Source organism: Embleya sp. NPDC001921 (assembly GCF_053594475.1).
This window is the reverse complement of sequence record NZ_JBSFEO010000005.1, coordinates 184,137-198,084: the sequence shown is the minus strand read 5'-3', so window position 1 is coordinate 198,084 and position 13,948 is coordinate 184,137. Positions and strand designations below refer to the sequence as shown.

Annotated in this window: 13 protein-coding genes and 1 tRNA gene; 3 read left to right on the top strand and 11 right to left on the bottom strand. The window is 72.9% G+C overall.

What is annotated here, in order from left to right; translation table 11 throughout:
- Positions 1 to 6: 6 nt before the first annotated feature.
- The 7 genes from ACWCPW_RS07935 to ACWCPW_RS07905 form a co-directional block, all read right to left on the bottom strand.
- Positions 7 to 1,155: a potassium channel family protein gene (locus ACWCPW_RS07935; RefSeq protein ID WP_449760679.1), complete on the bottom strand. Its 1,149-nt coding sequence runs from the start codon at positions 1,153 to 1,155 to the stop codon at positions 7 to 9.
- The gene (locus tag ACWCPW_RS07930) at positions 1,152 to 2,369 is read right to left on the bottom strand and encodes a molybdopterin molybdotransferase MoeA (RefSeq protein ID WP_449760678.1); all 1,218 of its coding nucleotides are present in this window, start codon (positions 2,367 to 2,369) and stop codon (positions 1,152 to 1,154) included. Before ACWCPW_RS07930 ends, ACWCPW_RS07935 begins: the two co-directional genes overlap by 4 nt.
- Complete coding sequence (locus tag ACWCPW_RS07925; protein WP_449760677.1) at positions 2,366 to 3,232, bottom strand: DUF6457 domain-containing protein; 867 nt, start codon at positions 3,230 to 3,232, stop codon at positions 2,366 to 2,368. The genes ACWCPW_RS07930 and ACWCPW_RS07925 overlap by 4 nt, the downstream gene beginning before the upstream one ends.
- Positions 3,229 to 3,981, bottom strand: coding sequence for a TrmH family RNA methyltransferase (locus ACWCPW_RS07920; protein WP_449760676.1), 753 nt, complete (start codon positions 3,979 to 3,981; stop codon positions 3,229 to 3,231). The genes ACWCPW_RS07925 and ACWCPW_RS07920 overlap by 4 nt, the downstream gene beginning before the upstream one ends.
- A gap of 113 nt (positions 3,982 to 4,094) precedes the next feature.
- Positions 4,095 to 5,390 carry an HTTM domain-containing protein gene (locus ACWCPW_RS07915; protein WP_449760675.1) on the bottom strand — a complete coding sequence of 432 codons (1,296 nt, stop codon included), beginning with the start codon at positions 5,388 to 5,390 and terminating at the stop codon, positions 4,095 to 4,097.
- The gene (locus ACWCPW_RS07910; RefSeq protein WP_449760674.1) at positions 5,377 to 6,198 is read right to left on the bottom strand and encodes a DUF5819 family protein; all 822 of its coding nucleotides are present in this window, start codon (positions 6,196 to 6,198) and stop codon (positions 5,377 to 5,379) included. Before ACWCPW_RS07910 ends, ACWCPW_RS07915 begins: the two co-directional genes overlap by 14 nt.
- A gap of 260 nt (positions 6,199 to 6,458) precedes the next feature.
- Positions 6,459 to 8,105, bottom strand: a complete 1,647-nt coding sequence (locus ACWCPW_RS07905; RefSeq protein ID WP_449760673.1) for an AMP-binding protein — start codon at positions 8,103 to 8,105, stop codon at positions 6,459 to 6,461.
- Positions 8,106 to 8,227: 122 nt separating this feature from the next.
- On the opposite strand from ACWCPW_RS07905, the gene ACWCPW_RS07900 reads away from it, so the two are divergent.
- A complete protein-coding gene (locus tag ACWCPW_RS07900) occupies positions 8,228 to 8,917 on the top strand; it encodes a PaaI family thioesterase (protein WP_395867692.1) in 690 nt (229 codons plus the stop codon).
- 19 nt (positions 8,918 to 8,936) lie between these two features.
- On the opposite strand, the gene ACWCPW_RS07895 is transcribed toward ACWCPW_RS07900, so the two are convergent.
- Entirely contained in the window at positions 8,937 to 9,269 is a 333-nt protein-coding gene (locus ACWCPW_RS07895) for a rhodanese-like domain-containing protein (RefSeq protein ID WP_395867694.1), read from the bottom strand.
- A gap of 268 nt (positions 9,270 to 9,537) precedes the next feature.
- A complete protein-coding gene (locus ACWCPW_RS07890) occupies positions 9,538 to 10,350 on the bottom strand; it encodes a hypothetical protein (RefSeq protein ID WP_449760672.1) in 813 nt (270 codons plus the stop codon).
- 182 nt (positions 10,351 to 10,532) lie between these two features.
- On the opposite strand from ACWCPW_RS07890, the gene ACWCPW_RS07885 reads away from it, so the two are divergent.
- Both ACWCPW_RS07885 and ACWCPW_RS07880 read left to right on the top strand, forming a co-directional pair.
- Positions 10,533 to 11,120, top strand: coding sequence for a TetR/AcrR family transcriptional regulator (locus ACWCPW_RS07885; protein ID WP_020557109.1), 588 nt, complete (start codon positions 10,533 to 10,535; stop codon positions 11,118 to 11,120).
- A gap of 63 nt (positions 11,121 to 11,183) precedes the next feature.
- The gene (locus ACWCPW_RS07880; RefSeq protein ID WP_449760671.1) at positions 11,184 to 12,029 is read left to right on the top strand and encodes an ATP-grasp domain-containing protein; all 846 of its coding nucleotides are present in this window, start codon (positions 11,184 to 11,186) and stop codon (positions 12,027 to 12,029) included.
- Between the two features lie 7 nt (positions 12,030 to 12,036).
- On the opposite strand, the gene ACWCPW_RS07875 is transcribed toward ACWCPW_RS07880, so the two are convergent.
- Positions 12,037 to 13,419 (bottom strand): DUF2252 domain-containing protein, encoded by a 1,383-nt coding sequence (locus ACWCPW_RS07875; protein ID WP_449760670.1) that lies wholly within the window; start codon positions 13,417 to 13,419, stop codon positions 12,037 to 12,039.
- Positions 13,420 to 13,540: 121 nt separating this feature from the next.
- A tRNA-Leu gene (locus tag ACWCPW_RS07870) sits at positions 13,541 to 13,624 on the bottom strand.
- Positions 13,625 to 13,948 lie beyond the last annotated feature (324 nt).

The window sequence follows — 13,948 nt, the reverse complement described above, 5'->3', positions numbered from 1 at the left end:
ACCAGCCTATGAGTCGCCCGTCTTCGGCTGCGGCTTATGCGTCTTGATCACCACGAGTCGGTCACCCGCGCCGAGTACCGCCGCCTCCGGGTCGTCGTGCCGCAGCGTGCGGTGACCGCGCACCACGGCCACCACCAGATCGCCGCACTCGCTCGGCGACTTGCCCGCCTCGCGCTTGTCGATCGGCCGCTCGATCAGGTCCATGCCCTCGCCGTAGTGCATCAGGTCCTCCATCACCTCGCCCACGTTGGGGCTGAGCATGGAGAGCCCGAGCAGTCGGCCGGCGGCGCTCGCGGTGGTGACCACCGAGTCGGCCCCGCTCTGCCGGATCAGCGGCGCGTTCTCGTCCTCGCGGACCGCGACCACGATCCAGGCCCGCCGATTCAACTGCCGAGCGGTCAGCGTGACCAGGGCCGCGGTGTCGTCCCGGTTGACCGCGACGATGATGTTCCGCGCCCGTTCCACCTCGGCCCGGCGCAGCACCTCGGCCCGGGTCGCGTCACCGGAGACCACCACGAGCTTGTCGTCCTCGCTCGCCTCGGTGACCGCCTCCGGGTCGGAGTCGACGATGACGATGTTCTCGCGCGAGATTCCCTGCGCCATCAGGGTGTGCACCGCGCTGTACCCGGTCGTGCCGTAGCCGACCAGGATGGTGTGGTCGCGCAACGTGGACCTCCAACGGTTGAGCCGCAACTGCTCCCGCGTGCGCTCGGTGAGCACCTCGAGGGTCGTGCCGACCAGGATGATCAGGAAGATCACCCGCAGCGGGGTGATCACCAGGACGTTCACCAGGCGCGCGCCGTCACCGGCCGGGGTGATGTCGCCGTAGCCGGTCGTGGACAGGGTGACCGTCGCGTAGTAGACCGCGTCGAGCAGCGAGACGTGATCGTCCACGGTGTCACGGTAGCCGTCCCGGTCGAGGTAGACGACCAGGATGGTGAGCGCCAGGACCAGCAGCGCCATCCCGAATCGGCGCAACACCTGCACCAGCGGGCCGGGGCGCTCCTTGGGGATGTGTACGGTCGCGCCCGCCTGCCCGGCCAGGCCCGCCGGTTCGTCGGAGCGCCGCTTCAGCCCCGGCAGCGGCCGGGCCAGCGCGCCGCGCGGCCCGCGCCGATCGGCCGGCCGGTCGTCGGGAAAGCGCACGGTCTTCATCGCGGCGCCCCGAGCACCTCGACCCGATCGCCCGCCCGCACGCCGCCCGGCGGCACCACCGCGATCCCGTCGGCGACCGCGAGCCCGCGCAGCATCGCCGGCCCGGAGAAGGGCAGCGGCCGATCCGCGCGCATCGGCACCAGCCGGGTGTCGCTCGGGTGGCCGGCGATGTCGGCGCCGACCCGGATCCGGCGCGGGCGCGGCTCCGGGCGCCCGGAGAGCCGGCGCAGCAGCGGTACCGCGAGGGTGAGCATGCCGGCCACCGCGGCCAGCGGGTTGCCGGGCAGGCCGACCAGGTAGCGGCCGGCGCCGGGACGCTCGCCGGGCAGGTGCGCGAGCAACATCGGATGACCCGGGCGGACCGCGACGCCGTCCACGAGCACGTCCGCCTCCAGGTCGGCGAGCAGCGGGTGCACGTGATCGCGCGGGCCGTCGGCGGTGCCGCCCGTGGTGATCACCACGTCGGCGCGGGACGCGCTCACGTGCCCGCGCAGCGTGTCCAGGCTGTCCCCCACCCGCCGCACCCGCAGCAGGTCGGCGCCGAGGGTGCGCAGCCACGGCGTGATCAGCGGGCCGAGCGCGTCCCGGATCCGGCCGTCCCGGGGCAGCCCGGAGTCGAGCAACTCGTCGCCCAGCACCAGGAGTTCCACCCGAGGCCGGTCGACCACCACCAGTTCGTCGTAGCCGGAGGCGGCGGCCAGCCCGGTGACCCCCGGCGTGACCGTGGTGCCGGCCGGCAACAACTCGTCGCCGCGGCGGCACTCCTGGCCGCACGCGCGGATGTCGGTGCCCTGCTGGATGTGCACGTCGCCGAACAGCGTGCGGCCCTCGACCCGGCTCTGCTCGCTGCGCAGCACGGCGGTGGCCCCGCGCGGCACCCGCGCCCCGGTGGCGATCTCCACCGCGTCGCCGTCGCGCATCACGCCGATGTCCTCGCCGGCCTCGCCCGCGAGCAGCCGGCCGCGCACCCGCCACGGCCCGGGTCCGGCGACCGCCCATCCGTCCATCGCCGAGGTGTCGAAGGAGGGCAGGTCGGTGAGCGCGACGATGGGCCGGGCCAGCACGTGGTCGCGCGCGTGGTGCAGCGTGCGCGAGACCACGGGCAGGGGTCGGCCGGCCGCGCGGGCGGTGGCCCGGGCCTCGGGCCAGCCCAGTGCCCGCGGCTGGTGCGACTCGGAGCGCGGCATGGTGGCCCGGTCCTCCCGAAGGGTCATCGGGTGCCCGGCTCGGCGCCGGCGCGTTCGGCGAGTTCACGGGCCTGCCGCAGCGCCTCGGTCACGGCGGCCGCGCCGCCGCCGCGACTGGCCGCCGCGTAGCCGACCAGGAAGGAGGTGAGCGGCGCGGCCGGTCGCTGTACGTTGTGCGCCGCCACCCGGGTCATGTCCAGCAGCGCCGCGATGTCCACGTCCAGATCGATGCCCAGCTCCTGTTTGACCGCTTCGGTCCACTCTTCCAAGCCAGTCATGTCTCTCCTCTTCGGGGCTGCGTCCATCCTCCCCGACCGTGCCCGCGCGCCGCGCACATCCGCCCAGGTGTCGCAGTCGAGGACGGCGTCGGGATCGGCCCGGATCCGGCGCAGCGCGAGCGGCTCGACCACCCGGCGCAGCGGCGCTCCGGCCGGTTCGGGCAGGGCCGCGACACCCGCCCGCAGGGCCGCGGTGCGGTACGCGGCGAGCAGGATCTGATCGCGCCCGTCGGCGTCCACCGCCACCGCGCCGGCGTACCCGCCGCCTCGATCGAGCGCCGGCTCCAGGGCGGCCACCAGGCGGTCGATCAACGCGGCGGGTAGGAACGGCAGATCGGCCGCGAGCAGCACGACCGTCTCGGCGCGAACCAGCGGCAGCGCGGCGGCCAGGGCGGCCACGGGTCCGCCGCCGGGCGGGTCCTCGCGCACCCACACCACCTCGCGCCGGGTGGTCCGGCGCGGCCCGGCGACGACGATCCGCTCGGCTCCCGCCGCGGCGGCCAGCACCCGGTCGAGCAGCGACACGCCGGCCACGAGCAGGCCCGGCTTGTCGGCGCCGGCCAGCCGGCGGGCCGCGCCGCCGGCCAGGACCACCGCGTCGTAGCCGCTCACGCGGGCACGTTCGCGGAGGTCTCGGACCAGCGGAAGAGGGTCATCCCGACACTGGTGGCCAGGTTGTAGCTGGAGACCTTCGGTCGCATCGGGATGGCCACGCGCCGGTCCGCGCGCCCGCGCAGCTCCGCCGAGACGCCGTGCCGCTCCGTGCCGAAGGCCAGGATCGCGTCGTCCGGGATCTCGGTCGCGCGCAGGTCGACGCCTTCGGGGTCGAGCACGAACAGCGGTCCGGCGGGCAACGCGTCCGGGTCCACCCGGGCGACGCCGGTCGCGAAGTGCAGTCCGGCACTGCCGCGGACCACGTTCGGGTGCCACGGGTCCAGGTCGCCGGTGGTCAGCACGGCGGCGGCGCCGAATCCGGCGGCGAGCCGGACGACCGCGCCGACGTTGCCGAGGTTGCGCGGGTTCTCCAGGAGCACGATCGGCGCGGTGCGCGCGGGCTCGAAGTCGGAGCCGGCCTCGGGGCGGCGGGCGAGCGCGACCACCCCGGTGGGGCCGCCACGCGGGATCAGCTCGCGCAGGAACGGGACGGACACCTCACGCGCCGTCTCCTCTATATAGCCGCCCACGTCGGCCGCGAGTTCGTCGGCGAGGGCGCGCACCGCCGCCCGGTCGGTGGTCAGCACGACGCGGATCTCGGCGCCGAATCGCAGCGCGTGCTTGACGGCGTGGAAGCCGTCCAGCAGCACCGCGCCGGGCGACGCGGCCCGCCACAGCGCGAGGGTCTCCATCTCGTGCGCGTTCATGACAGCAGCGTAGGACCTGCCGCGCACGGGTCCCGGCCGGCCGGCAAGCGGTGCGCGCCGGCCGGCGGCCGGGTCCGCGCCGGCCGGGACCGCACGCCGACGGCCGGGAGCGGTCAGGCCCGACCCGAGGTCGAGGCCATCCCCTCGACTCCGCCGGGCACCGGCGGCGCGGGCGGCGCCTCGCGGCCCGCGGGCGTCGGGGCCGGCCCGGCGGGTCCGCGGCGCAGCCGGTCCATCAGTCGGCCGACCACCCGCGATCGGGTCCAGATCAGGAACGCGGTGGGCAGGAACAGCGCGTCGCCCACCGACATCGACGCGGAGAAGGCGGGCAGCCCCAGCAGGATCGCGATGCCGAAGTGCATGCCGAGCAGGATCACGATCGCGACGTACTTGACCCGCTTGGCGAACAGCATGAACACGAAGCCGACCTGGATGAACACCGTGAGGTAGCCCATCAGGACGCCCATCTGGGCGTTCTCCCCGAGCGTGTGGCTGAGCCCGGGCCACGGTGCGAAGTACTCCAGGTTCAGCACGTAGTGCATCGCCGTGCCGTCCTGCCAGTACGAGCCCTGCACCTTGTACAGCCCGGCCGCGCCGTAGATGAAGCACACCTCGGCGGCGATCACGAACAGCGCGCAGTTGTGCACGACGGTGACCAGGCCGGCCCGTACCTGTTCGGCCGCGCGCGGCAGCCGCCACAGCGCGCCGAAGACGATCGCGATGCCGGGGATCCAGATCCACTGGCAGACGAACGCGAAGGAGAACTCGGGGTCCGGGGTCCACGAGTCGGCTCGGCAGGTGGTGCCGAGCGCGACCATCGCGAGCAGCCCGACCAGCACGCCGACCTCGTGTCCGGGACCGGTGCCGGGGCGGATCCCGGTGCGCCTGGCCCGGCGCGCGTCCAGCGACCACACCCGTCCACAGGCGGTGAACGCGAGGTAGATCGACATCAGCAGCAGGACGGTGTCGCCGCCGTCGGTCATCAGGATGGACCGGCTGTTGAACGAGACGACCATGACCGCGAACAGCACGCTCATCGCCCGGGTGTGCCACCCGAGCACGAACAGCGCGCTCACCGCGATCGCCGCGAGGTAGACCCCTTCGAACCACCAGCGCGCGTCGCTCTCCAGCAGCAGGCTCACCCCGTCGATGCCGCTGAGCAGCTCCCGGGCCATCTGGGGCGACCACGCGGACCGGTCGCCCCAGATCTCCCGGCGGTTGAGGTATTCGCGGATCAGGCCGACCAGGAAGACCAGGCCGTAGCCGATCCGCAGCAGCGCCGCCTGGTGCACGGCGAAGGTACGGGTGCTCACCGTGTCCAGGGCGTACACCAGTCGACGGGCGACGGCGTCCTCCACCCGGCGGTACGGGCTCGCCGCGACGCGCGGCGTCGGGTCAGCGGAAGTCATCGGGCTTCGTCTCCCACCAGCCGAGCATGCGGTACGAGGTCTCCGGCTTGGTCTTGGCGTCCGGCCGGCCGATCGGCGTGGTGGCGACCCGGACCCGGACGGATTCGACCGAGCGGTTCGCTCCCGCGTCCTGGAACCGGTGCACCACGATGCGCCGCAGGTAGTTCTGGGTCAGCGGGCCGCGCGCGCCGATCGCCGACTCGTCCTTGGCGTCGTGCGCGTCGGCGTAGCTCGACCACGCGCGTCGGATCATGTTCTGGTCGGCCTTGCTCGGATACGGGTTGCCGCGGATGTGCTTCAGGTCGTCCCCGGTCAGGTCGGACCAGTCGGACTCGACGAGGGTGCCGTCCGCGTTGCGCACCCGCGACTGGGCCTGCACGCGGAAGTTCTCCGACATCGGGTTGGGCGCGAACAGCGCCCAGTTCTGTTCGAAGTAGGGGTAGATCCAGGTGCCGGTCGGCTTGCGGTAGTCCTGGGTCAGCGTGTTGTTGGGCGCGACGTGCAGGAACACGAAGAACACGTGGACCAGGGTGACCAGGATCGCGAGCACGGCGAACAGCGCGGAGATCGAACGCACCGCGGTGGAGCGCCGCTCGTCCGCGGGCACGGCCGTGTCGATCGGGACGTCGACGGGGGAGCGTTCCCCCGACTGCTCCGGGATCCGGGCGATCATCGGGTCGGAATCGGGCTCCGTGCCCCGACCCGTCGCCGGGTCGGCGGCCGAGACGCCCACCGTCGCGCCGGTCTCGGGTCCGGGCCTGGAGCGGTCCGCCGGTTGTCCGGGCACCGCGTCGTCAGGCGGCTGCATGCCTCTCCCGTGGTCGATGGGTCCACCGGTCCGGACCCGTGCTGCCGGCACGCTACCGGGTCCGGTCCGTCGCACGTACCGAAACCGTCGCCAACCAAGCCGTCGAGGCGATTTCGGTGACCCACGACCACGCTCCGCCCCGGGCCCCGACGCCCCGACCCCGGTTCCGGGTACGGACCCGCCGGGGTCGAGGCGGCGGGGCGACGCGGCGGCTCGGAGCGACGGACCCGCCGGGGGTCGAGGCGGCGCGGCCGCTCGGCTCACAGGTCCAGGACGCCCTCCCGGCCGTGCGCGCGGTAGCGGTCGAGCAGTTCCGCCCGCCCCGCGTCGTCGAGCGGGCCGTACCCGGCGCCGCGCGCGGGCCGCCACCACACCGGCCCCGCCGCCCGAAAGCCCGCCCGCCGCAGGCCGACCTTGTGCACCTTGTTGGTCGCCGTGGTCGGCACCTCGTCCACCACCCGCACGAACGTCGGCGCCATCTTGGCCCCCAGGTCCGGCTGCTCCGCCAGGAACGCGGCGAACTCCTCCGGGTCGAACACCGCTCCCTCGCGCACCTGTACGGCCGCCATCACCTGATCCCCGGTCACCGGGTCCGGCACCCCGTACACGACCACGACCTCGAACGGCGCGAAGCGCGCCAGGATGCCCTCGATGCCGGCGACCGCCAGGTTCTCGCCGTCCACCCGCAGCTTGTCGTCCGAGCGGGCGGCGAAGTACAGGTATCCGGCGCCGTCCCGGTAGAAGTGGTCTCCCGTCCAGTACTGCCCGTCCCGGGCCCGGGCCGCCGACGCCTCCTCGTTGCGCCAGTACCCCTCGAAGCCGTTGCGCCCGGTGTTGACCAGCTCGCCGATCGCGGCGTCCCCGTTGACCAGCCGGCCCGCCGCGTCGAACTCGGCCCGGGCGCACTCCCTTCCGGTCGCCGGATCCAGCACCGACGCGTTCTCGGGACACGGCCCGACCGCTCCGGCGGGGGTGCCCGGCCGCCAGTTGACGCTCATCCCGCCCTCCGACGAGCCGTACCCCTCGGTCAACGCGCACCCGAAGCGCGCCTCGAAGCGCGCCATGTCCACCGCGCCCGCCTCGGTGCCGAACCCGGCGCGCAGCGGGTTGTCCCGGTCGTCGGGCCGCTCCGGGGTGGCCAGCAGGTAGGAGATCGCACGGCCCACATAGGTGAAGTACGACGCGCCGTAGCGCCGGATGTCGGGCAGGAACGCGGACGCCGAGAACCGCCGGCGCAGCGCGACCGCGCCGCCCGCGCGCAGCGCCGGCGACCAGTTCGCCATCAGCGCGTTGCCGTGGAACATCGGCATGCAGATGTAGTTGACGTCGTCCGGCCCGAAGCCGAACTGCTCGGACAACACGGTCCCGGCGCCGGCCAGCCGGCCCTGCGAGCAGATCACGCCCTTGGGCGCCCCGGTGGACCCGGAGGTGAACACGATCAGCAGCCGGTCCGAGGGGTCCGCCACCAGTGCGGGCAGCGCCGCGTCCGCGTACGGCCGCAGCCGTTCGTCGTACTCGGGATCGTCGACGACCAGGATGCGCTCGGCGGGGATGCCCAGGTCGAGCCCGTCCAGCAGCGGCAGGTGCGCGCGCTCGGTGACGATCACCGCGCACTCGGCGTGCGTGATGTCGCGCGCCAGTTCCGCGCCGCGCCGGGTGGAGTTGACCCCCACCAGGGTGGCGCCCGCCACCGCCGCGCCGGAGAGCCAGATCGGGAACTCGGGCACGTTGTCGAGCAGGACTCCCACGTGCGGCTCGGCCCCGCTCGGCAGCAGGTCGGCCAGCAGCGCGGCCCGCGCGGCGGCGCCGCGGGCGAGTTCGTGGTGCGTCCAGGTCCGATCCTCGAAGTACAGCCCGGTCCGTTGGTCGCCCCACTGGTGATGGACGAGTTCCGCGATCGTCACCATGCCGCACTCCCTCACCGAGATCCGGTCGGGCCGGATCTGATAGACCGTTAGATCTGATGCACCGTCATATTCTTTGCCCGCATTCTTGGCAAGATCAAGAAAAGTGTCACGGAGGTACGGGTATGAACTCGAACACCAGGCCGCTGCCGCCGGCCTCGGCCACCGCCCTCGCCGAACTGATGGCCGGCACACTGCCCGGACCCGAGAGCGTGACCCCCCAGGCGCTGGAGCTCGCGGATCGGGTGCGGGACCTGGTCGAGGCGGTGGTGTGGACGGACGTGGACCCGGCGACGCGAGCGGACGCGGCCCGGCGGGTCGCCGAACTGACCGCGCTGCTGGGCGCGGCCCGACGCCCGCAGGCGGTCTCGCTGATCCGGTATCCGAACGGCAGGCTGGAGCACCTGACCCAGATGGGCTCGGGCCGGCTCAATCCGCAGGCGCCCAGGCTGGTGTTCGAGGAGGTCGCGCCGAGGCCGGACCCCTCGGCCGAGCCGGAGTCGATCGAGATCCACGCCCGCTGCACGCTGACCGCGGCACACGGCGGCCCGCCCGCCCGCGCGCACGGCGGGATCGTGGCGGTCGTCCTCGACCAGTTGCTCGGCGTCGCCGCGTCCGCGGCCGGGGCGCCCGGGCTCACCGCCGGGCTGGACATCCGCTACCGCCGGGCGACGCCCTACGACGTACCGCTGGAGCTGACCGGACGCTGGACCGGTCGCGAAGGGCGCAAGAGCTTCGCGACCGGCGAGATCCGCGCCGACGGCGAGGTGACCGCCGAGGCGACCGCGGTGTTCATCGCGGAACGCCGGTCCTGACCGGGGGCGGCGGCCGCGATCACACCACCACCGGGGCGAGGGTCGTCTCACTCACCATGGGTCGCCCGGCGGCCTCCCACGCGAGCATCCCCCCGTCGACGTTGATCGCTTCCCAACCCTGCTGCCCCAGATAGTGCGCGACCTGGGCGGAGCGCCCGCCGACCCGGCACATCACGTACACACGCGTGTCGTGCGGAACCTCGTCGATCCGCTCCAGGAGCGTGCTCATCGGGATGTGCCGGGCACCGGCCACATGACCGGCGTCCCATTCGTGCACCTCCCGTACGTCCAGGACGAAGGCGTCGTCAGGGACCGCGGCGGCGGGGACGGCCGGCGGGGGCGACAGGTGCATCGGATCTCCGGGGGGTCGGGCGTCCGGAACCCGTCCGGCCGCGCTCATCGCACATTGTCGGTCATCCGCGCCGCGCACAGGTGCCTCGAAAGAGCGAACCGTCCGGCCGTCACCCGCGACACGCGGCCGAAATGACGGCTATGTGCCGCCCGGGCGAGCAGGGTGGGCGGCAACCTCCCGGGCCGACCGACGCCCATCCGGCCGGCCCGGGAGGGGCCGCCCGCCGGAAGTGCCGCCGGCCCGGGCGATGCGCCGAGCCGACCCCCGATCAGGACTCGACGAGCGTGCCGAGCACCTTCTCCTTCTCCGCGATCTCGTGCAGGAGCTGATCGGCCAGGTGCTCGAGCAGCCCGTCCGGGTCGTGCGGGGCGAGCTGGAGCAATTGCCCCATCGCACCCTCCATCAGTTGACCGCGCAGGCCGGCCAGTTCGGACCGCCGGTGGGTGAGCCAGGCCAGCCGGCTGCGCAGCCACTGCCCCCGACTCTCCGCGTCCGGACCGATCGCGCCCTCCGGGGAGGTGGCCCATTCCGTACCCAGGGCCAGCAGCTCGGTCACGTCACCGCGCGCGTAGGCGGCGTTCACCCGGGCGATGAAGGTGCCTCGGCGCTGCTTCTCCTCGGGATCCTGGACCAGGTCCGGGTGCGCCCGGCGGGCCAGCTCGCGAAAGAGCTTGCGGGCCTCGGCGCCGGGGCTGACCCGGTGCACCTCCGGCACCGGCAGCGGCTCCTCGGCCGCCTCGCCGGCCTCGCCGCGGCCCGCACCGTCCAGGGCGCCCAAAAGCGAGTCCAAGTCCGGCATGTCCGTGACCACACCACGCAATTCGACCGCACGCCGGATGTCCGCCGGATCGCCGGTGTGCGCCGCGATCGCCTCCGCGATCAAGGCGTCCAACTCGTCGAGCCGCTCGTACAGCGGCCCGAGCCGGCGATGGTGCACGATCGCCAGGTTGTCCAGCTCGACCTGAAGGGTCGTCACGTCGACTTCGTCGTCGAGCAGCGCGGTCTCCGCCGCGGCGACCTGTTGTTCCAACTCGGCGATTTCGGGGTCCGACCAGGGGGTCGGCGCGCTGACCTCGTCCATCACGTCCCTTGTGTGCTGTTCTGTTCCCGCGCGACACCGGCCGGCGGGCGCGTCTGCCGGACTTTGAAGATCAAATCACTCGCAACACCCCCCAGCAGCCTATGTGGTAGGGCAGCATGGTCAGGCCGTCCCTGGCCAGTCGATCCAACAAAGCAGTTGGCTAGAGGGGATAAGATCCAGCCATGCCGCCCGACACCGCACGCACCCGAGCCAAACTTCTCGACGCCGCCCGCGCGGAGTTCGCCGAGCACGGCATCGCCGGCGCCCGCGTCGACCGCATCGCCCTGCGCGCCGGGGTGAACAAGGAGCGCATCTACGCGTACTTCGGCAACAAGGAGCAGCTCTTCCAGCACGTGCTGACGGAGTCGCTCCAGGAGCTCAACACGGTCGTCACGATGCCCAACGACGACCCGGCCGAGTACATCGCCCAGGTCTACGACTTCTACTGCGCCCGCCCGGAGCTGCTCCGGCTGCTGGTGTGGGAGGCGTTGTACTACGGCCACGACCCGGTTCCGGACGAGGAGCGGCGAGTCACGAGCTACGCCGCGAAACTTCAGGAGTTCGCCGACCACCTCGGCGTGAAGCCCTCGCCCGACGTCGCCCAGTTGCTCTTCTCGCTCATCGGCGTCGCCGCCTGGCAACAGACGATGCCGCAGATGTCGCGGGTACTGCTCGGGGCCGACTCGGAGTCCGAGGAGGCCCGGGCGAACCGGCGCAAGCACCTCATCGAGTTCACGCGAGCGTCCATCGCGTCGATGAAGCAGTCATAGGGCGCACGGCCGGATGAAGGGTCCACCCTTCATCCGGCATGCCCACGCAATACCGTCCTCCCCATGACACCACCCCCGGGGGAGGGCGCACCCGAGGTCCTGCTCGTCCCCACGGACCCCCTGAACCCCCGCCGCACCGACCCCCACTTCGCCCCCGAGGCGGAGGCAGCGCTCGCGCTGGGGATCCCGGTGGCGCGCGTGGACCACGAAGCCCTCGTGCGCGGCGACGCGCACGAGGCGGTGCGACGCGTCCCCCACGACCGGGGACCGCTGCGCTATCGGGGTTGGATGATCCCCGGGCCGCACTACGCCGCGCTGGACGCGGCGCTGCGCTCGCGTGGGGCGGGCCTGGCCACCTCCCCCGAGCACTACCGGGCGGCCCACGAACTTCCGGGCTGGTATCCGCGCTTTCGCGACCTGACGCCGCGCACGGTGGAGGATCCCGCGCTGCTGGGCGCGGGACCCGCGATCGTCAAGGACTGGGTGAAGTCGCGCAAGCACGAATGGCACGAGGCGTGCTTCGTGCCCGATGTCGCCGACGTCGCGCACACCCGCTCGGTGGTGCGCACCTTCCTCGAACGGCAGGGCGCCGAGTTGCAGGGCGGCGTGCTCTACCGCGCCTTCGAGGAGTTCACCGGCGCCGAGACCCGGGTGTGGTGGGTCGACGGCGTCCCCGTGCTGAGCACGGCGCACCCCGACACACCCGGCGGGCACACCGATCCGCCGGACCTGGCGGCGGTCCGCACGGCCGTCGAGGAGCTGGGCTCGCCGTTTTGCACCACGGACCTGGCCCGGCGCCGGGACGGCGCGTGGCGGGTGATCGAAGTCGGCGACGGGCAGGTCTCGGACCTGCCCGCCGGCGTCCCGCCCCGGGCACTGCTGGAGCCCTTGTTCGCCGCCCGCCGGTGACCCCGGGTCAGACCCCGGTCTCGGCCGGCAGCCGACCCGAGCGCACGGCCGCGAGCAGTTGTTCGTGGTCGGCCTCGGTGCGATCCGCGTAGCGCACCGCGAACCGGGCGAACGCCTCCTCCAGCTTGTCGCTCTTGCCGCAGTAGCCGGCCAGCACCTTGGGGTCCACGGAGTGGCTGTGCGCGCGGGCCAGCAGCGCGCCGGTCATCCGCCCGTAGTCGTCTATCTCGTGCGCGGCCAGCACACCCGGGTCGATGCTCCCCTTCATGTTGCGGAACCGCCGCACCATGTACGCGCGCCCGTCGATCGAGGTCCAGCCCAGCAGCGCGTCGGTACCGGCCTGCATCCACTTCTGGCCGACCACGACCCGACGCCCCTCGTGCTCGACGTGGGCGTGCGGCAGATACGGCGCGAGCGCGGAGGGCCGCGCCTCCTTCACCTGGAGCACCAGCGGCTCGTCCCCGTTGCCCAGCAACAGCACCACGTACGCCCGGGTGCCCACGCTGCCGGTGCCCACCACCCGAAACGCCACGTCCTCGATCGCGAACCGGGCCAGCAGCGGGCGCCGTTCGGTGGACAGGGTGTCCACGTAGCTCTCCAGGCCGGCCGCCACCGCACGGGCGAGGTCGTCGTCCACCGCGGTCAGCACCGGCGGCTCCGGGACGAAGTGCCACGTGCCGTCAGAGCGTTGCCGGGTCGACTTGGCCGCGAACCGGGCGCTGGTGTTGCGCCGGGCCTTCGCGGTCACCTGGGCCAGCAGCCCGGACAACTCGCCCGCGTCCGCGTGCGCCACCAGCGACTCGTCGGCGATCGCGTGCCACGCCTGCAACACCGGCATCCGGGCCAGCACCGCCATCGTCCTGCGATACGAGGCAGCCGCGTCGTAGGCGGCCGCCCGGCACGCGTCCGCGTCCAGGCCGCCCACCCGACCGGCCACCACCAGCGACGCGGTCAGCCGCTTGAGGTCCCACTCCCACGGGCCCTGCACGGTCTCGTCGAAGTCGTTGAGGTCCATCACCAACCGGCCCTCGGCGGTGCCGAACACCCCGAAGTTCCCGGCGTGCGCGTCACCGCAGATCTGCCCGGTCAACCCGGTGACCGGCTGCGCGGCCAGGTCGGCCGCCATCAACCCGGCCGACCCGCGCAGGAACGCGAACGGCGAGGCCGCCATCCGTCCGATCCGCAACGGCACCAGGTGGTCGAGCCGCCCTGCGTTGGCCCGCTCGACGCTCTCCACCACACCGGGCCGATCCACCGCGGGCTCGAAGTCGGCGTGCGCGGTGCGCGAGACCCGCTCGCGCAGCCCCTTGCCCAGCGCCTTGGACGCCACATCCGACCTGTCCCGAAAACCCGGAACGATGAACTCCCGCCCCACCGCAGTCCCCGACATCTACCGATCCTCCCCGGAGCCGGCGCACGGCCCACCGCCAAGACCCGCCACGACACCACCAGACCTACCCGGCGGGACATACGGAAAGGCCCCAGGTCGATGACCTGGGGCCTTTGCTCGGTGCGCGAGGGGGGAGTTGAACCCCCACGCCCTTTCGGGCACTGGAACCTGAATCCAGCGCGTCTGCCTATTCCGCCACCCGCGCGAGCAATCAAAGATTAGCACGGGCGCGAGGTCCGATACGAATCCATACCCGCAGGCCGCACCGCTCACACCATGAGCATCCGTATGGACACCCACAGCAACCAACGGTTCATCTTTGTGGACCGGGATCCCCACGACCCCCGCCTCTCCGGCATGCTTGCCCTGCACCGTACGGTGAACGGGCTTCGACCCCGGCCACGCACACGGTCGCGGCACAACTACTGCAAGCGAGCCACGGAGGGGGCAACAGGGTGTAGGAATCCCTGTGAAAGCCAACACTCCTTACAGTGGCCACGGTAGGGAACCGCGCCCGTTTCCCACGCGT